The organism is Polaribacter sp. Hel_I_88 (genome assembly GCF_000687935.1).
GTDB lineage: Bacteria > Bacteroidota > Bacteroidia > Flavobacteriales > Flavobacteriaceae > Polaribacter.
In genome coordinates this window covers 2489399-2509217 of the sequence record NZ_JHZZ01000001.1, presented here as the reverse complement: position 1 = coordinate 2509217, position 19819 = coordinate 2489399, and the positions used below count along the sequence as shown (strand labels likewise).

The 19819-nt window shown below is 28.4% G+C and carries 14 protein-coding genes; 4 read left to right on the top strand and 10 right to left on the bottom strand.

The window, feature by feature from the left end; all coding sequences use genetic code 11:
• Positions 1 to 25: 25 nt before the first annotated feature.
• Positions 26 to 580, top strand: coding sequence for an NUDIX domain-containing protein (locus P161_RS0111345; RefSeq protein WP_026777112.1), 555 nt, complete (start codon positions 26 to 28; stop codon positions 578 to 580).
• Here P161_RS0111345 and P161_RS0111340 read toward each other — a convergent pair.
• The 3 genes from P161_RS0111340 to P161_RS0111330 all read right to left on the bottom strand — a co-directional run bounded on the left by P161_RS0111340 (position 577) and on the right by P161_RS0111330 (position 11444).
• Positions 577 to 8091 (bottom strand): Ig-like domain-containing protein, encoded by a 7515-nt coding sequence (locus P161_RS0111340; RefSeq protein WP_026777111.1) that lies wholly within the window; start codon positions 8089 to 8091, stop codon positions 577 to 579. The genes P161_RS0111345 and P161_RS0111340 overlap by 4 nt on opposite strands.
• 616 nt (positions 8092 to 8707) lie before the next feature.
• The gene (locus P161_RS0111335) at positions 8708 to 9484 is read right to left on the bottom strand and encodes a DUF6503 family protein (RefSeq protein WP_026777110.1); all 777 of its coding nucleotides are present in this window, start codon (positions 9482 to 9484) and stop codon (positions 8708 to 8710) included.
• A gap of 193 nt (positions 9485 to 9677) precedes the next feature.
• A complete protein-coding gene (locus tag P161_RS0111330) occupies positions 9678 to 11444 on the bottom strand; it encodes an ABC transporter ATP-binding protein (RefSeq protein WP_026777109.1) in 1767 nt (588 codons plus the stop codon).
• Positions 11445 to 11793: 349 nt separating this feature from the next.
• Here P161_RS0111330 and P161_RS0111325 point away from each other — a divergent pair, with 349 nt between their 5' ends.
• From P161_RS0111325 to P161_RS0111315, 3 genes are all read left to right on the top strand, one after another.
• Positions 11794 to 12561, top strand: coding sequence for a sulfite exporter TauE/SafE family protein (locus tag P161_RS0111325; protein ID WP_231494740.1), 768 nt, complete (start codon positions 11794 to 11796; stop codon positions 12559 to 12561).
• Positions 12562 to 12651: 90 nt separating this feature from the next.
• Positions 12652 to 13443 carry a TerC family protein gene (locus tag P161_RS0111320; RefSeq protein ID WP_026777107.1) on the top strand — a complete coding sequence of 264 codons (792 nt, stop codon included), beginning with the start codon at positions 12652 to 12654 and terminating at the stop codon, positions 13441 to 13443.
• A gap of 149 nt (positions 13444 to 13592) precedes the next feature.
• Positions 13593 to 14177, top strand: a complete 585-nt coding sequence (locus tag P161_RS0111315) for a fasciclin domain-containing protein (RefSeq protein WP_026777106.1) — start codon at positions 13593 to 13595, stop codon at positions 14175 to 14177.
• A 230-nt stretch (positions 14178 to 14407) separates the two neighbouring features.
• Here P161_RS0111315 and P161_RS0111310 read toward each other — a convergent pair whose 3' ends face one another.
• From P161_RS0111310 to P161_RS0111280, 7 genes are all read right to left on the bottom strand, one after another.
• The gene (locus P161_RS0111310) at positions 14408 to 14764 is read right to left on the bottom strand and encodes a hypothetical protein (RefSeq protein WP_026777105.1); all 357 of its coding nucleotides are present in this window, start codon (positions 14762 to 14764) and stop codon (positions 14408 to 14410) included.
• The gene (locus tag P161_RS0111305; protein ID WP_026777104.1) at positions 14757 to 15239 is read right to left on the bottom strand and encodes a hypothetical protein; all 483 of its coding nucleotides are present in this window, start codon (positions 15237 to 15239) and stop codon (positions 14757 to 14759) included. The genes P161_RS0111310 and P161_RS0111305 overlap by 8 nt, the downstream gene beginning before the upstream one ends.
• 128 nt (positions 15240 to 15367) lie before the next feature.
• The gene (gene fabV, locus P161_RS0111300) at positions 15368 to 16555 is read right to left on the bottom strand and encodes an enoyl-ACP reductase FabV (protein WP_026777103.1); all 1188 of its coding nucleotides are present in this window, start codon (positions 16553 to 16555) and stop codon (positions 15368 to 15370) included.
• A 25-nt stretch (positions 16556 to 16580) separates the two neighbouring features.
• Entirely contained in the window at positions 16581 to 17144 is a 564-nt protein-coding gene (locus tag P161_RS0111295; RefSeq protein WP_026777102.1) for a hypothetical protein, read from the bottom strand.
• Positions 17145 to 18092 carry a phosphoribosylaminoimidazolesuccinocarboxamide synthase gene (locus P161_RS0111290; RefSeq protein ID WP_026777101.1) on the bottom strand — a complete coding sequence of 316 codons (948 nt, stop codon included), beginning with the start codon at positions 18090 to 18092 and terminating at the stop codon, positions 17145 to 17147.
• 47 nt (positions 18093 to 18139) lie between these two features.
• Positions 18140 to 18757 (bottom strand): hypothetical protein, encoded by a 618-nt coding sequence (locus tag P161_RS0111285; protein WP_026777100.1) that lies wholly within the window; start codon positions 18755 to 18757, stop codon positions 18140 to 18142.
• Positions 18757 to 19710 (bottom strand): PhoH family protein, encoded by a 954-nt coding sequence (locus P161_RS0111280; RefSeq protein WP_026777099.1) that lies wholly within the window; start codon positions 19708 to 19710, stop codon positions 18757 to 18759. Before P161_RS0111280 ends, P161_RS0111285 begins: the two co-directional genes overlap by 1 nt.
• Positions 19711 to 19819 lie beyond the last annotated feature (109 nt).

Sequence of the window (19819 nt, the reverse complement as noted above, 5' to 3'; positions counted from 1 at the left end):
TTTAAAATTTTATTCTCATTTATTTTTGGACGAACTAATCGATATTTTAACTCCTAAAGGAGAATTTACAGGAAAAACAGCTTTAAAATCTGAAGCTCATAAAAATGGTTGGTTTCATGCAACTGTGCATATTTGGCTTTTTACTTCGGATAAAAAAATATTGCTTCAAAAAAGAGCACTCACTAAAAAAGTGTTTCCTGGCTTGTGGGATATTTCTGTAGCAGGACATATTGGAGCTGGAGAAGCAATTTTAACCTCAGCAAAAAGAGAAGTTTTTGAAGAAATTGGTTTGGAATTAGAAGAAAAAGACCTCATCAAAATAGGAACAAGAATTCATCAAGTAAAACACAAAAACGGAATTCAAGACAATGAACATCATCATGTTTTTATTGCTGAATTAAAAGTTCCTATATCAACCTTAAAAATTCAAGTTGAAGAAGTTGATGCTATTAAACTCTTTGATCTATCAATTTTAAAAGACACAAAAAACCTTGAAAACGTTTTGCTTTCAAGGTTTAATGAATATTATGTTTCTGTGTATAATAAAATTATTGAATTATTAAATTTACAAAAGTTTTAAATTTTAGTTATTTTTTTAATCAGAATTCCTTTAGATGTCTCAATCTTAAGTAAGTATATACCAGCTTTAACATCAGCTAAACTAATATGTTTATAAACGCTCTTAAAAGATTTTACGAGCCTACCATTTATATCAAAAAGTAAAGTAGAATTTAATTCTATAGAGTTAGGAATTATGACGTTTAATTGATCTTTTGTTGGATTTGGGTATATTAAAACATCTTTTAAAAACTCATCATTTAAACTTAAAACCTCTTCTACATTTATTACAAATTCTTGATTGCTCTCTCCCCCATTCAATCCCTTGGCATTAAGAACTATATCATAACTTCCTATATTATCTACTGATGGTAAACCCTTTAAGATTATTTTTCTTTCTAATTTTTTTATAATTTTATTATCAATAAATAAAAAATCTCCTTTACTATTTAGAGTAAAGTCTCTAATAAAATCTGTAGAAAGACTATTTGTTAATGAACTTACAACCCCATCAGTTGTAATGGTTTTTATTTTTTGATTACCTGTATCAGCTACATATATAGTATTATCTGATGTTATAAATATAGATTTTGGAGAAGAGAAAGCAGCCTCTATACCTTTACCATCCTCGTCTCCAAAAGTACCTCTACCAGCAAAGACAGACACTTGACCATCAGCAGTAATTTTTAAAATTCTATCATTAAGTCTATCAATTGCATAGATTAAACCATTACTATCTACAGCTAAATCTTCTATATCAGTAATATTGCTTACCAATATCTCCTTAGAACCATCTAAATATATTTTAGTTATTTTATCAAACTCTGCAATATAAATTACACCATCATTCGCAATTGTAATTGCACCAGGCCTGTCTAAACCTTCCACAAAAGTTGTTACCTTACCCTCTAAAGAAATTTTCTTTAATTTACCTGTAAAAAAGTCTACACAATATAATATATTATCTACACCAAAACCAATATCTAATGGAAAAGAAAACGATGCTTCTATACCTATACCATCTTTATCTCCAAAAAGACCATCACCAACAAAAACATCTACTGTCTCGTTTGTATAAATTCTTCTAATATTCCTTGCATAAGTGTCCATAACATAAATAATTCCATTTTTATCTATTGCTATACCTGATGGTAAAATAAATGTAGCATTGGCTGAAGTACTATTTATTGAACCACTACTCCCTGCTTCTGCAATAGTTTGTGCTTTATAATTATTTTCTATTGACAACCAATCTGGTAAATTATTACTAGTAACACTTACTAAACCTTTTACTGGATGTTCTAGATCTACCTCATATAAATATTCTTCATCTACTAACGCACTTAATTTTGGTGTGGATATAAAAGTTGGACTTATTAAGGTTTGCGTCTTAAATTTCCAAACATCACTTTCAATACCAGGAAAAGAAATTTTACTTAAATTGGTAAACGTATTAGGGTCTATAGTGATAAAATACTCTGTATCTAACTTTAACTTATTTGTTAATTTTATATTCACAAACATTCCCGTTATTTTTACGTTAGCTGCACTTACTGCAATTTTCTCTACTTCAATATTTTTTGATTCCGTTATTTCAAACAAAGTTATGTTTCCATTTTGCTTTATAACATTTTCATTAAAACCTATAATTAATTCGTTAGTACTAATAACATTCTTATCATTAATAGTTGGAGACAAAAATTCAACTAGCGGTTCAGTTTCATCTTTAATTACCTCAATAGAGAAATTCTGAGCAATTGATTCTCCTTTATAATCTGTTGCTAATAAAGTAATATTGTTGTTTAAGGAACTAGTACTGTCAGGAATTCCTTCTAAAAAATAATTTTCAGAAATACTACGAATAGTATGATTATTTGAATCTGCAACAAAAAAAGCACCATTAACTCCAATAGCTATACTCGAAGGATTAGACAAGTCTTCTTCTAAAAAAGTTATATTTAAAGACATGGTAGTTACGTTATTATTATTATTATTATCTATTTTTCTAATTTTATTATTACCACTATCTACAACGTAAACTTCATTATTTAAATTCACAATTAATGAGTTAGGTCTATTAAAACTAGCATTAATACCTTCATCATCTTTATATCCAGATTCTACAGAACCTGCAATAGTAATTACATTATTGTTTTTATCTATTTTTCTAATTTTATTGTTACCTGTATCTGCTACATAAATATTACCAAAAAAATCTATTGCTATTCCACCAGGAGAGTTAAACTCTGCATTAGTTCCTTCACCATCTATACTTCCAGAAGAACCAGATCCTGCGATAGTAATTACATTACCGTCTGTAGTTATTTTTTTTATACTATGATTTCCTGTATCTGAGACATAAACATTATTATCTGAATCAACAGCTATTCCTTTTGGAAAGTTAAAAATTGATTCATTTGGGTTGTTATTTTCTGTTAATGTAATTACTTTTTTATCTTTAGTTACTTTTCTAATAAGATGATTATTGGTGTCTGCAATATAAATTGAGCCATCTCTGCCAACTGTTATAGCTTGAGGAGAATTAAATTGTGCATCATTAGCATTACCATCTTTAAAACCTGGTGAATTTTTACCTGCATAAGTAGTTACATTAGCATTAGCATCAATTCTTCTTATTGAATTATTATTATCTACTACAAATATGTTACCATCTCTTGATATGGCAATAGATTTAGGAGATAAAAACTTTGCATTTGCACCTATGTCATTTTCAAAACCTGGAGCATAACCTGCAAGAGTTGTAAGATTAAAATCTTTTTCTAAAGACAACCATGTTGGTAGGGCTTCTGCTGAGACACCTACAAAATCAAAATCTTCATCATTTACTTTGATATTGTAAACATATTCTCTATTTTCTTCGATAGATATTAAAGGCTCAGAAACAAAGCTTGGTGCTATATTTAATTCTGTAGAAAAATTCCAATCAAACTCTTTTAATAAACCCTCAAAGTCTACATCATTTAAATCTTTAAAACTACCTCTATCTACTACCACGTAATAGTTTTTATTGTAATCTAATATTTTTTTAGGTTTAATATTTACAGATTTACCAAGTACACTAACATTAGAAGATAAAACATCTATTTCTTCTATTAAAAATTCATCCTTTGAATTAAATATAGAGATAAATCCGTCTCCTTTCTTTACTTCTTCATTAAAAAGAATGTTAAAGCTACTATTAGGCGCAACATCATTAGAAGATGATTCTGGTGAAATAGAAACAACAGTTGGTGGGTTTTGAAACTCTTCTAAGGTAAAATAGGTTTCGCTATCAAGAGTAACAGAAAATGAGACTTTATTATCAGATATATCTACTGCTTCATAACTAACTAAATCTATAGCAAAATTTGTATTTTCTTTATTAACCAAAAGTTTATAATCACTTAAAACTCCAGAATTATTTGGTATATTAAAACTTAGCTCTACATCTCCTACACTTCCAATCGTTTGTGTTTTCCATATTCTATCTAAAGTTTTGTAACTTAATTTAGAATTATTAGAAGAAAAAAATACTGGCTTATTATTATTACCTATCACCACAGCACTTTTATCATTTTTTATTTTAGAATAAGTTTCTAACGTTAAAATTGCGCTTGTATTTATACTTTTGGATTTAAATTGGTTAAAATTAGAAACAGTGTCTTTAGTAACGGCTAATATATCATTGTGATATTCTTTATTTAACTCATAATCCCAAATAACTTCATTATCACTATTTACATAATTACCCTCAACAATACTATTATTAGAATCTAGAATTTGCAATGTAATACCATATTTAATGGCTAAATAGGTTTCTATTTTTTGTTGTTCTTGAGCAGAAGGCTTTTGTGTATAAATAATTAATTCTGATAGAGTTCCATCAAAAAATTGTTCTAAAACATCCTCTTCCCTCTTAAAACCAATAGAAAAATCATTATTATTTCCTGTTTTAAAATTAGTAGAATTATCATTATTACTAAAAGCTATATAAAACCCATTTCTAGAAATACTTTTTCTAAATTTACTTGGTGTGTTTGTATTTGTTGTAGAAGAAATTGTCCATATAGAAGGCTCATTTATAGGTACAGAACCACTGTTACTAGCAATACTAGAATCGCTACCATAATTAAAGTTTATACTACCTTCGCTTGTAGGAAATTCTAAAAATAAGTTTTCATTTTCTAAAAGATTTTCATTAAATAAAGTCGCTGCTTTAATCGTTTTTGGATTCGCAACAGTGTAAATCCAAATATCTGAATAATTATTTGTTTTAAAAATACCCTCCAAAATTTCTACTGCATTATTAGTGTTTATGACCAATGACGGATTAAAGTTAACATCATTCTCTATGATTTTTGGAAGGCCAACTGGTGTTGCTTTGCTTTTATTTACAGATTTGTCTGACCAACTTAAAACTTCGTTATTAGAATTCTTATCTATACCATCATTTGCCTTTAACCAAAGTAGCAAGCCATTGTTATTACCAGATGGTGCAAAAATTTTACTGCTAAAACTCCAAAAATCAGATTCTAAAACACCTTGAAAGTTCTCGTTATTACTATCTATAAAAACGCCTTCATCTAAAAGTAAATAATAAGTCTTACTATATTCAAAATTTAAAACTGGGTTGATTACAACCTTATTTCCTTCTATTGTAATATTATTAGAGTTTACATTTATCTCTTCAAAAACGCTATCATCCTCTGAATTATAAATAGTTATATTCCCATTATTTTTAAACACGTTTTTACTAAATAAAATTTCTAAATTTTTTTCTAAAGAAACTTCTATTTTGTTATTACTAGGTAATAGCTCTAAAATATTTGGAGGATTTTGATATTCTCTTATCACAAAATAACCACTATTTGGCAACATTACGTTTGTAAATGATATTTCAGTTTCTGAAATACTAGAAGCTAAAATAGCTGTTTGATTTGATAAAGAAAATATAGGTTCATTACTATTAATGATCAACTCATAATCATTTAACAAACCAGAATTATCTAAAATATTAAAACTCAAATTAATTTCATTTACTATACCCTTTTTTTGAAATTTCCAAATTCTATCAGAAGTCTTATAGCCTTTTATAGAGTTTTCTCTAGTTAAAACTAAATCAAGACCATTACTGCCAATAGCTAAACTACTTTTATCTTGTTCTATATCTGTTGTGCTTTCTATAGTTAATACAGCATCTTTGTTTATACTTTTAGATTTATGTTGATATAATTCTGATGCATCATCTTTAGCAATAACTGTTATATCATTATGAAATTGACTGTTTTCTTCAGAGTTCCAAATCAAATTACCTTCACTGTCCAAATAGTTACCTTCAATATATTTTGAAGAATTATCTTTAGCATCTAATGTTAATCCATACTTTATGGCCAAGTAGCTTTGAATTTTTTGTTGTTCAATCGCAGTTGGTTTTACACCATATATTATTAGTTCTGCAATTTCTCCCCCAAAATAATTAGTAGTAAAATCCACCTCATTTTGAGCTCCTAGATAAAAATTTCCATTACTTCCGGTCTTAAAGTTAGAAGAAATATTAATATCATCATTAGCTATGCGTTCTCCATTTTTAGAAATCTCTCTTCTAAAACCAGAAGGTGTATCTTTAGAAGTACTTGTAGACAATGTCCACAAGGTAGGCTGGTTCAATTTTATCAATGTATCATTAGAAAAAATACCTCCTAACGCAGGTTTGGCAAAATCGAAATAAACTTTACCATCACTATGAGGCAGTTTGGAAGAAAACTGTTCATTTTCTTCCATCATTTCACTAAATAATGTATTAGATTCATCTTTATTATCATTTTTAACTAAAGCATAAACCCAAACATCAGAATATGTTTTTGTTCCTAATACACTTGCTCCTATTTTCAATACGGAAGATTCTCCATTAAACTTAACTGTAGGATTATTATTGATAGAATTTTCCATTTTTAGCGGTGGCACCAAAGCCTCTGCAAAAAAATTATTAAAAGATTGATCTTGCCAACTAATAACTGTGTTTTCGTTTGACAGGCTTAAACCTTTATCTGCTTTAAGCCATAGTTTTAAATCTGTTGAATTTCCAGAAGGAGATACCACTATAGTTGAAAAATTCCACATTGATAAGTTTGAGATTCCATCGTAACTTAACCCTTGTGCATCCTTAAAAGTATTTTCATCTATCGTTACAGAATAAGTTTTATTAAATTCGAAATTTTGTGAAGATTTAATAGTAACAATACCATTGGTAACACTCACATTATTTGAATTTACGTTTATAGTTTCAAAAACAGAGTTATTTTCGGTATCAGTTATTGTTATGTTTCCAGAATTCTTAAGTACAGTTTCATTAAATTTTAATTGCAGAGCTTGAGGCAGCAATACCTCTTTTTGATTATTCTTTGGAAAAAAATCAATTATCGTTGGTTTGATATTTTCTTCATTTTTAAGTATTGACAACCTACCTTCTTTTGATTTATCAGAAAATAATAAATAAAGTTCATTCTGTGGATTTAATCTAATCTTAGGAAAAAGGTCGATAGCATCCTCGGGTTCACTATTTGGTATACCAGAAAATACCTCAAATTTTGTCTTTTGAAGATTGGACTTAAAAATTATAGGTGAGAGGAATGCTCTAGACATACAAAAATACAAATCATTACTTTCATCAATTATTAAGTCAAAGTTTGAAGTTCTTCCTTTAGACGAAAAATTATTCTCAATTATTTTATTATCAGCAGTTTTACCTACATAAACATATCTTAAATGACCAAAACCAACCTCCGAAGGTGTGTGCTCAAAAGCTATATAACTTGATTGTGAATTAATGGTAACTAATGTTGGTTTCCTTTTAGAACCTTCTAAACCAAAGTCAAATTCTTGATACCTAAAAGCATTAAAAATTGAGTTATCAAAAGAATCTCCTACAGTCCTATAGAGAATTTTTTCGTTTTCAACTGTTACTACCAAAATACCAGTTGAAGTTTCAGCATATGAAATAAGTTTCATATCAACATCTATTCCTAAAGGCTGGCTATCCCTATTATAGATTGGACGCCCCACCAAAGTCCAAACATTATTATAATATCTGTAAACATTTAAACCTGTCAATAAATAAGGCACACCATATTTGGTAACCTCAAAATCATATTGAGAATTAGTATTAGTGTTTGAAAAATTTAGATTGTACCAATTTGTGCCGTCAAATTTTTCTACATTTATCTGTCCATTTAAAAAATAGGAAACATATAAATTACCATCGTTATCAGTTGCTATTTTAGGTCTAGATCCATTATTATTAAAACCATCTACATTCTCCCAAAACTCTCCATTAAATTTTTTAATAATAGTCTTACCAAACTCATTGTAAACAACATAGTTTGTTCCTGTTTTATCAATTACTAAATTTGGGTTAGCATAAGAGGAAAAAGGTGGTATTATACCTGTATTTAAATCACCAACAGATTGCCAATTTTGAGCGTTTAAACAAAGAATAGACAAAAATAAAATTAGAAATGTAATTATTTTTTTCATAATTGTAAATTTTAAAACCAAAAATAAGATAACTAAAAAGGATAAAACTGTAAATATGCGACAAATTAATTACTGCAATTTTACAGCCTTGTTATCTTAAACAAAGGTTTTATTAGTTAATTTATCCTCATCTACAATTTTAAAAAAAATAAAAATTAATTAATTTTGATTTAAAAAGCAAAATAAAAAAAACTGAAAATCGGAAAAGAAAATGGTAAAACGGAATTCAAGATAATGAACATCATCATGTTTTTATTGCAGAATTAAAAGTTGATGTTTCAACATTAAAAATTCAAGTTGAAGAAGTTGATGCTATTAAACTCTTTGATTTATCAATTTTAAAAGACACAAAAAACCTTGAAAACGTATTGCTTTCAAGGTTTCATGAATATTATGTTTCTGTATATAATAAAATTTTTGAGTATTTATCAAACTGGATAGAATAGAGAATTTAATACAAATTTGTAAAGTTAAAAAACCTTTCGACTGCGCTCAAGGAGACATGTGAAATTTTCAATTATAAATAGAAACTTCTGGACTGATTTACTGCAAAAAACTACCAACTTATTTTACCACAAACAAACTAACTGTTTTACTGCAACTGAAAACTGTCAACTTATTCACTAGGCTTTTCATAAAAAGAATCTGCTAATTTTGCTTGACTAATTAATGGCAACGTAAATTCGGTTGCAGGTCTTGCAGGTTCAGTTGGGTTTCCAGCATCGTCTTTTTTATACCAAGTAATTTCTTTTGGTAAAACTAATCCGTTTACGTTTTCCCACTTGTTGTATTTAATTAGATTGTAGTTTTCACTTGGCTCTTTTGAGTTAAAAGTAACAGTGTAGGCCAACCATTCCATTTGATAACTTTTTGGATTGTAATACACAATATAATTATCATCAGGAGAAGTCCCAACATTGGCTTGGTAAGATATTTTGTAACCAGGAAAATCTGTTCCTTCAAAAGAAATTGCGTTTACTTTTTCGTAAATAATTCCATCATCTGCCAATACAAAAGGCATTGCATAAAAGTAGAAATACAAGTTGTAATAAAACTCAGGATTTCCTTTAAAAACTCCTTTTTCGTCTTCACTTAACCAAATTACTTTGCCATCGAAACCTAAAGAATATTTTGGGTGATTTACGACTATTTTTCTTGATTTTAAATCTGTTGTGTGTACTTCTTCTCCTTTATTAAAAGATAAAACTTGTGCTTTTCTCCAAGCATTTATACCTCCATGAGCTTGAAAAACTTTTCCTAATTCTTTTGGAAAATTTTCTTTTTTTACTTCTTTGGTGTCTTTAACTTCTTCTTTGTTAGAAGATTTTTTTTTAGGATCGTTTTTACAAGAAACTATGGTAATTGTAATTACTAATAAGATGAATTTTTTCATTTTTTGGTTTAATTTGATTTTTATTTGATGACAAAGTCGGTTTTAGTCTATAAATATTACAAAAATAAAATGTGAATATTTATATTGAGTGATTGCGTTAGGGATTGAAGCATTTGTTTGAGCTCTTTTTTCTTTTTCAGAAAAAAAGCGAGTGCTGAAAGCCCGTTAAAACGCCCAAAAAAAATATTTATTTTTAGATTTTAGATTGATAGGTATACAAATCAAAATACCTGCCTTTTGCTTCGATTAGCTCATCATGCGTTCCTCTTTCTGCAATTTTACCAGCTTCAATTACCAAAATTTGATCTGCTTTTTTAATGGTACTTAACCTGTGAGCAATTACAATTGTAGTTCTATCTTTTACCAATTCTGATAAACTTTTTTGAATTAATGATTCACTTTCGGTATCTAAACTAGAAGTTGCTTCATCTAAAATAATAATTTTTGGATCTGCCAAAATTGCTCTTGCAATTGCCAAACGTTGTCTTTGTCCTCCAGATAATTTTACGCCTCTTTCACCAATTAACGTATCTAAACCTTTGTCAAATCTGTCTGTAAATTCGTTTACATAAGAAGCGTTTACTGCATTTTGTAATTCTTCTTCTGTAGCATTTGGTCTTGGGAACATAATATTTGCTCTAATTGTGCCTTCGAACAAAAACTCATCTTGTAAAACCACACCTAAATATTTACGATAACTAGACAGTTTTACTTTAGACATATCTTGATTGTCAATGGTAATTGTACCCGATTTCGGATTCAAAAAAGTGGCTGACAACCCTGCTATTGTAGATTTCCCAGAACCAGAACTCCCAACCAAAGCTGTTACAGAACCTGCAGGAACTTGAAAATTAATGTTGTGTAAAACTTCTTTATTTTCTTCGTATGCAAATGAAACATCATCAAAAATAATTTCTCCATCGATCTTATCTAACTCTATTGTTCTGTTTTCATTATCTTCTTCAGCAGTCATATTCATTAACTCTTCTGTTCTGTCCAAACCAGCTAAAGCTTCTGTAAGTTGACTTCCAATATTGCTCATTTGCACAATTGGAGCCACCATAAAAGCTAATAGAAATGTAAATTGAATAAAATCTCCGAAAGTTAAGGTGCCTTGCATCATATAATAACCACCAATTCCCATAACTCCAGTTGTTGCCAACCCAATCAGAAATGTTGATGAACTCGTCATTATTGCAGTTGCAGTCATGCTCTTTTTTACATTCTGATAAATATTTTCTACACCTTCTTCAAATATTTTAGTTTCTTGCTCTTCTGCATTAAAAGCTTTTATAACTCTAATTCCACCTAAAGTTTCTGTTAAACGTCCTTTAACTTCTGCATTTATTTTTCCTCTTGCTCTAAAAATTGGTCTTATATATTTAAATGATTTTAAAGCAATTAAACCAAAGATTGATAAAGGAACAAAGGTGAAAAGTGTCATCCAGACATTCATTCTTAATAAAATAACCAGCGTTAAAATTGCTGTGAACGAACCTCCAATTAATTGTACTAAACCTGTACCAATTAAGTTTCTTACACCTTCAACATCGCTCATAATTCTAGAAACTAATGCTCCAGATTTTGTGCTATCAAAAAAACTGATGGGTAAAGACAACACTTTCTTTTGCACTTGCGCTCTTAATTCTGATATTAAATATTGTGCTTGAATACTCAATACTTTTGTCAATAAAAATGATGTGATTGCTTGCACCAAAATTGCACCAATTACAATTAATATTAACGTATATAATTGATTAATATCGTTATTTGGCACAACTTCGTCTAACAAAACTTTACTTTGTAATGGAAGTACAAAACCAGCCAAACTTCTTATGATTATTAAAATTAACCCAACAAAAACAATACCTCTTCTTGGCCAAATAATGGTCTTAAAAGCCTGTTTTAAAGTTACTTTTGGTTTTGATTTATTTGATGTTGATTCTTTTAGATGTTGCATTTAAATTGTTTGTGTTTTGTATATATGGTAATGTCAATATACATGCCAATGAAAAGAAGTGTGACATATTAACAAAAGTAATCAAATGTAAAAGACCTGTCAGGTTTTAAATATCCAATTCATTTTAAATCCGTTTAAGATATGAAAAGGTTTTTTTAATGTCTAGTTGATTTTAAGCGAGCAAATACAAGACAGTAAAAACAATCAAAAAATAAGGGATTGAAAAGATTAGTTTATATAATCAGCAAATTAAATTAAATAGCATATTTTTATCTCTTAGTTTAAACATTTTGAATTCAGAACTTAATCAAAAGACTCAAAACTTAAAAAAAATTATAATTCTATTTTCTTGATTTTAGATATATTATTACAAAACTGGCACATTATCATTCTTTTTTTTACAGTTGCCATTTTATATTCTTCTGTTGGTTTTGGAGGTGGCTCAAGTTATTTAGCCATTTTAGCGCTAACAGGAATTGCTTTTACACAAATAAGAGCAACTTCTTTACTTTGTAATATTGTTGTGGTTACAGGAAATGTTCTGCTGTTTTACCAACAAAAAGAAATTGATTTTAAAAAAATAATCCCTTTAGTATTCTTAAGTATTCCTTTGGCTTTTTTAGGCGGCTATTTAAAAATAAGTCAGCAATTTTTCTTTATTCTTTTAGGTTTTACCCTTTTATTTGCTGCAATCACTATGTGGCTTTCCAAACGTATTATTTCTTCGGATGAAAAAAACATCAATATCAATCCTATAAAAAACGCAAGTTATGGAGGCATCATTGGCTTTATTTCTGGAATGGTTGGAATTGGTGGAGGCATTTTTTTAGCACCTCTTTTACATCTTGCTAATTGGGATACTCCTAAAAAAATTGCTGCAACTGCCAGTTTTTTTATTTTAGTAAATTCTATAGCAGGCCTTATTGGTCAATATTCAAATCCTGATTTTATAATAGATTGGAGCTTAACATCAACTTTATTAATTAGCGTATTAATTGGCGGACAAATAGGAAGTAGAATTAGTCATAAATTTTTAACTCCTATTCAACTAAAAAAAGCAACTGCTATTTTAATTGCTTTTGTAAGTATTCGCATTTTATGGAAAGTTCTTTTGTAAAACTGAAATGAGTTTAAATTTAGAGCAATAAAAATTGTTTACTAAAGAATGAAAAAATATCTTTGAACCTATCAACCAAAAAAATAAAATATGTTAGAAAATATTTTTACCTTATTAATGTTAGTGTTATTACAAGCCGTTCTTGGTTTCGATAACTTACTGTACATATCATTAGAGTCTAAAAAAGCACCAGAAATTGAGCAAAAAAGAGTTCGTAAAGTTGGTATTTTAGTTGCTATTGTTTTAAGAATCATTTTGTTATTCTTATTAGTTTCTATTATCGATTATTTTAAAGAACCTTTTTCCTTTTTAACGGGTGAAATTGAAAATGTTTTAAAATTTGCGTTTAATGGGCATAGCATTATTGTACTTTTAGGTGGTGGATTTATAATTTACACAGCCATTAAAGAAATTTGGCACATGATTGGAACGCCTGATTTAGAGAATTCAGAAATGGTAGACACAAGAAGTAAAAAGACAGCAAATGCAGCTATAGTAAGCATTATAATTATGAATTTAGTTTTTTCTTTCGATTCCATTTTAGCAGCTATTGGTTTAACAAGTGAAATTGAAAACGCTACAACCGCTTTTATAATTATGGCCATTGCTATTATTGTTAGTGGTTTATTGATGTTGTTTTTAGCAGATAGAGTATCATCATTTTTAGCAAAAAACAGAATGTATGAAGTGTTAGGATTGTTTATTCTTTTTATAGTGGGTATTATGTTAATTACGGAAGGTGGCCATTTAGCACACATTAAAATATTCGGAAATGAGATTGTACCAATGAGCAAAACTACATTCTACTTTGTAATTGTTATTTTAATAATTACGGATGTTGTACAAGGAAAATATCAGAAAAAATTATTAGCAAAAAAATAAAAATTTTACCTTTAAATGATAAACCACTTTTTTTGAAAAAGTGGTTTTTTTTTGATATAGATATAGATGTTTATTTTTTTTAACATTTTATTAAACAAATTATCCTTAAAACTCATTTAACTTTGTAGAGAATTTAAAAACTAATCGAAATGAAAATTAAAAAATTTATTACATTATTATTGATGGTATCATTAATAACTACTTATAGTTGTGTAGACTCTAAAGAGAAAAAAGAAGCAGAAGTTGAAACTGAAATGGAATCTCAAGATGAGGAAGAAATTGAAACAGTGGGTACTATCGTAGATGTTGCAGTTTCAAACGATAACTTTACAACATTAGTAGCAGCAGTAAAAGCAGCTGATTTAGTTGGTACTTTAAGTAGCGAAGGTCCTTTTACAGTCTTTGCACCAGTAAATGATGCATTTGGTAAATTACCAGAAGGAACTGTTGAAAGTTTATTAAAACCAGAAAACAAAGAAACGTTGACATCGATATTAACTTATCACGTTGTTTCTGGAAAATTTAATGCAGAAGCTGTTATAGGAGCAATTAACGATAACAATGGAAAGTTTGAAGTAAAAACTGTTCAAGGTGAAATGTTGACAGCATCATTAATGGATGGAAAAGTAATTTTAACAGATGCTAAAGGAAATACATCTACAGTTGTAATGACAGATGTTGAAGCTTCAAATGGAATTATACATGCTATTGACACAGTTGTAATGCCAGAATAAAAAAGCATAAATAAATATTATGTAATCAATAAATTAATCTTATTTAGTGTTTACTTATTTTAACATAATATTAAACAAATAATAATTATCTTTGTAATGAAGTTAGTTATTGTAAAATAAATAGTTTACTTCTCTAAAGTTTTTTTCGTAGTACATACGAAAACAATGAAAAGAAGTTTTTTGGTTGATTGATTGGAAACCACTACTTAACTGTAGTGGTTTCTTATATTTTAAAAACTATCTTGATATCTCTGAATGGTAATCTTTATAATTCTTCTATTCATTTCAGAAGCGTTTGTGTAATATTCTTTATATTCATCTACAGAAAAATGTCCAAGAATACTCCCTAAAACCATATTTCTAAATTGAATATCTTTTTCTAAAATAGATTTAATTTTTAGCTTCTTTTTTTCTTCGGAAATACTTGAAAAATCTATTTTTCTTTTTTTCAAATAACTATTTAAAAAAGCTAACAATAATTCATGTTGCATTTTAATAATCGGACGAATTGTTGTGTTCTGAAACAATTCAAAATCTGACATATTTTCTTTGATAATCTTCTTTATTACAGGTCTTTCTTTAGTCATTGTCTAAAATTGTATCAAGTTCTAATTGATAATCGTATTGCAAATCTTCATGCAATTTATCAATAGCATTTTTTGCCATTTTTATTTGTGTTGCAAATATATTTTGCAAACGATTACTCCTTTTAAAATAAGGATTGTAATTTTTTAGCTTTTTTGAAAAATGTAATAATATTTCAGCTTCCGTTTCTTTTTTCTTAGAAAAACGAATAAACTTTTTGCAAGAAGTTAAAATTTTTCTGATTTTTTTCCTAACATAATACCCATTTTTGGTATCAATATCATCAAATTCAGCATCTATATAAAGTTTAATATTAATTACATATTGCTCTTCATCATGTGCTTCAAACAACAAATAAGTGAGTAACTCTTTATTTTCAACTTTAAATCTTGCCAATTGTAAGCATAATTCTTTTAACTCATTGGCAGTTTTATGAGTTAATTCGTCTTTAAGCTGTTTAATTGTTGATGCTTTCAAATTTTTATATTCAAAAAAATTAAAAACCTGCAAGGTCTCTTTTTTAACCTTGTAGGTTTTAATATAAATTATGTATTGATATTAAAAATACCTACAAGGTTTTGGAAACCTTGCAGGAAAATTGAAACTTATTTTTCGCTAGGTATTTTAACAACCTCATTTACATCAGCATCATAATCTACGCCAGGAACTTTAAACCCAAATAGGTTAAAAAACTCATCACTATAGCCTTCTAAATCTCCTATTTCTGGTAAATTTTCTGTGGTAGCTTTTTTCCAAAGTTCAGCAACTTCTGCTTGCACATCATCATACATTTCCCAGTCATCAACTCTAATTCTTCCTTTATCATCCAAAGCTAAATCGCCACCAAACAAACGTTGACTATACAATCGTTGAATTTGCTCAATACAACCTTCGTGAATTTCCTTCTCTTTCATCACTTTAAAAAGTAATGAAATATATAATGGAATTACAGGAATTGCAGAACTAGCTTGTGTTACCAAAGCTTTATTAACGGAAACATAGGCTTTTCCTCCAATTGATTTTAAATCGTCTGTAATTTTAAAAGCAGTTGCTTCTAAATGATCTTTTGCTGCGCCAATTGTTCCATTTCTGTACACAGGTTTTGTAACATCTGGCCCAATGTAAGAATAGGCAACTGTTGTTGCTCCTTCTGCAAGTAAATTTTCGGCTTGTAAAGCGTCTATCCACATTTTCCAATCTTCACCTCCCATTACTGTAACTGTATTTTCTATATCATCTCCTTCAGCAGGATTTATAGATATTTCTGACACAACTCCTGTATGGAAATCGACAGTTTTATTAGTAAAAACTTCGCCAATAGGTTTTAAAACTGATTTGTAACGTTTTCCTGTTTCTGGATGTGTTCTAACAGGTGATGCTAAACTGTAAATTACCAAATCAATTTGTCCTAAATCTTCTTTAATTAGATTTACAACCTCTTGTTTTATTTCGTTTGAAAAAGCATCTCCATTGATACTTTTTGCATATAAGCCTGCTGCATGAGCCTGCTTTTCAAAAGCTGCTGTATTGTAATAACCTGGAGAACCTGGTCTTCCTTCTGTTGGTGCTTTATCGAAAAAAACACCAATGGTTGCAGCATCAGAGCCAAAAGCACTTGTAATTCTTGATGCCAAGCCAAAACCTGTTGATGCTCCTAAAACTAATACTTTTTTTGCACCTTCAATTTTTCCTTTAGATTTTACATACTCTATTTGGTTGATAACATTTTGCTCACAACCTATAGGATGTGATGTTAAACAAATAAAGCCTCTTGTTCTTGGTTCTATGATCATTGTTGTTTGTTTTATTTTTTAAAAATTATTTATTTAAAACTCTATTAGATATTATATCAAAACCAAATAATCCTATTTGAGTTTCAATTGTAACTGTTTTAAACTCATTTATATCATTTAGGTATTTATGTGGGTATACTAATTCTTTTTTTTCATTTAGATAATTTATAACAAAAACAGGTTTTCTTTCACTTCTTCTATATTTACTTCCTGTCATTGTGAAAGTATCTATAATTTTGAAATTATTTTTACTAATTGATGATTTTGGAAAATAAAAATTTAAACTCAAAAAAAACAGTCCTAATAAACCACCCCAAGAAGCGAGGTTTTGCATAAATAAAAAAACATAATCTAACCAACCTTCTAATCCGAAAGTGTAGTCATATTTTTTTCGATCTAAAAAAGCTACTAATATTCCAAAAAGTAAAATTATTGATAACAAATAATATATATCTATTATAGTTTTTCTATAAAAATAGACTTGAATAGCAAAAGCAAACAAACCTAAGATAAAAAATATCTTATAAAAGAGCTTATTTTTTTTTCTTGCTTTTTTCTTTTCTTTTTTAGCCTGTTTTTTAGAATTCATTTATCCATTTAAGAAATTAATTACATTCTTTTCAATTCTTTCTAACACATTTTCTGTGGATGCTTTTACAAAAGTTTCTCCAGTAATTTGTTCGTACAACTCTATATACCTGTTAGAAATTTCAATGATTTTCTCATCGTTCATTGTTGGTATTTGCTGATTTTCTTTTCCTTGAAATCCGTTTTCAATTAACCATTGACGTACAAATTCTTTTGATAATTGTTTTTGATGCTCTCCTTTATCTTGTCTTTCTTGGTAACCATCAGCATAAAAATAACGAGAAGAATCTGGCGTGTGAATTTCATCAATCAATACAATTTTACCTTCTTTCGTTTTACCAAATTCGTATTTTGTATCTACCAAAATTAAACCTCTTTGTGCAGCGATTTCTGTACCTCTTTGAAACAGTTTTCTGGTATAATCTTCTAAAATTAAATAATCCTCTTTACTTACAATTCCTTGTGATAAAATTGCTTCTCTAGATATATCTTCATCATGCTCACCATTTGCTGCTTTAGTAGATGGTGTAATTATTGGATTGGGAAATTTATCATTTTCCTTTAAACCTTCAGGCATTTCAACACCACATAAAACTCTTTTTCCTAATTTATATTCACGAGCAGCATGCCCTGAAACATAACCACGAATTACCATTTCTACTTTAAAAGGTTCACATAACTGACCAACAGCCACATTTTCATCAGGATTTGCAATTAACCAATTGGGAACAATATCAGCTGTATCATTCATCATTTTTGTGGCAATCTGATTCAAAATTTGTCCTTTAAACGGAATTTGTCTTGGCAAAACAACATCAAAAGCAGATAATCTGTCTGTTGCAATCATTACCAAAAGGTCATCATTTATATTGTAAACTTCTCTTACTTTTCCTTTGTAAACAGATTTCTGATTAGGAAACTTAAAATTTGTTTCGTTAATTGTATTCATTATTTTATGGTTGTGTTGTTGTGAGTGCAAAAATAAACTATCCAAATTTATTTCTTTTCTTTTTCAAGCACTTTTATCTGCTTTAAATTATCTGCAATGGGTGTTGCTGTAATTACTTTTTCACCAGGAATAAAATAGAAAAAATAAGCAGAGTTTTGTCCTACTTTCCTAACATCTAACTTTGAATTATCTTTAAAAACTAAGGTATAATTAGGTATAATTTCTTTACTATTATATTTTTGTTTCATACCAATTCCCATTCCTGTTCTCATGGATATAAATAATAAGAAAAAGATAAACATCATACCTGGAATGATAGTTTTTTTCTTAGCTAACTCTTCATATTTCTTATCCCATTTTTCGATATTATACATTTTTTGATACCATTTTTTTACTCTAAAAAAAGCGTATACTTTAAACATCCATCTTGTAAAATATAAATACATTATAAAAAACATCAATCCTAAAAATAGCGATATTTTCCAGTTATTAATTAGCAAACTAATTGGCGATATTAATGCATCTAAAATTGTGGTATAATTTAAATAAGAAACTCCAAAAATTCCATAAAAAATGGCATCACTTACAATTCCTAAAATAATTAGGTATAAATACCCAATATAAAAAACGTCTTGTAAGTCTAATTTTTTCTGTTTAATTTTCATTATACTGTTTCTATACGTTTATACGCTGTAATTATTTTTCTCACCAATCTGTGTCTAACTACATCTTTATCATCTAAATAAACTTGCGCAATTCCGCTAATATCTTTTAACGCTAACAAAGATTCCTTTAAACCAGAAACTTGTTTTCTTGGTAAATCTATTTGACCAGGATCACCAGTAATAATAAATTTTGCATGCATCCCCATTCTTGTCAAAAACATTTTCATTTGATTATGAGTTGTATTTTGAGCTTCATCTAAAATTACAAAAGCATTGTCTAAAGTTCTACCTCTCATAAATGCCAAAGGTGCAATTTGTATGATCCCTTTTTCTAAGTGAGATTCTAACCTTTCATGAGGAATCATATCTCTTAAAGCATCATATAAAGGTTGCATATAAGGATCTAATTTTTCCTTTAAATCGCCAGGTAAAAAACCTAAATTTTCACCAGATTCTACTGCTGGCCTTGTTAAAATAATTCGCCTAACTTCTTTTTCTTTTAATGCTTTTACAGCTAAAGCCACTGCTGTATATGTTTTACCAGTTCCTGCAGGCCCAACAGCAAAAAGCATATCATTCTTAGCCATTTCTGTTACCATTTTACGCTGATTTTCAGTTTGTGGCTTGATCATTTTTCCATTCACACCATGTACCAAAATATCTTTTGCATTTTTTTTGGATATGGATTTTTCTTCATTTCCATTAGATGTTAAAATACGTTCAATACTATTTTCATCTAATTTATTATAACGATCAAAATACTTTACCAAACGTTCAAAACGGATTACAAATTCATCTAAAAGAGCTGCTTCTCCATAAATTTTTAATTTAGATCCGCGAGCAACAATTTTTATTTTTGGAAAATATCTTTTTAATTGCTCTATTGTACTGTTTTGTGTGCCAAAGAAATCTTTTGGGTTTATTTCCGTTAATTCTATAATGCGTTCGTTCAAATTATTAGGTTTATTAAAATATTAGTTTGAATTATTAAAATAAAAATAGGCATAAAAATTTCTAAAATGATTAGATTTGCTTAAAATAATCAACAACTTTTACACAACT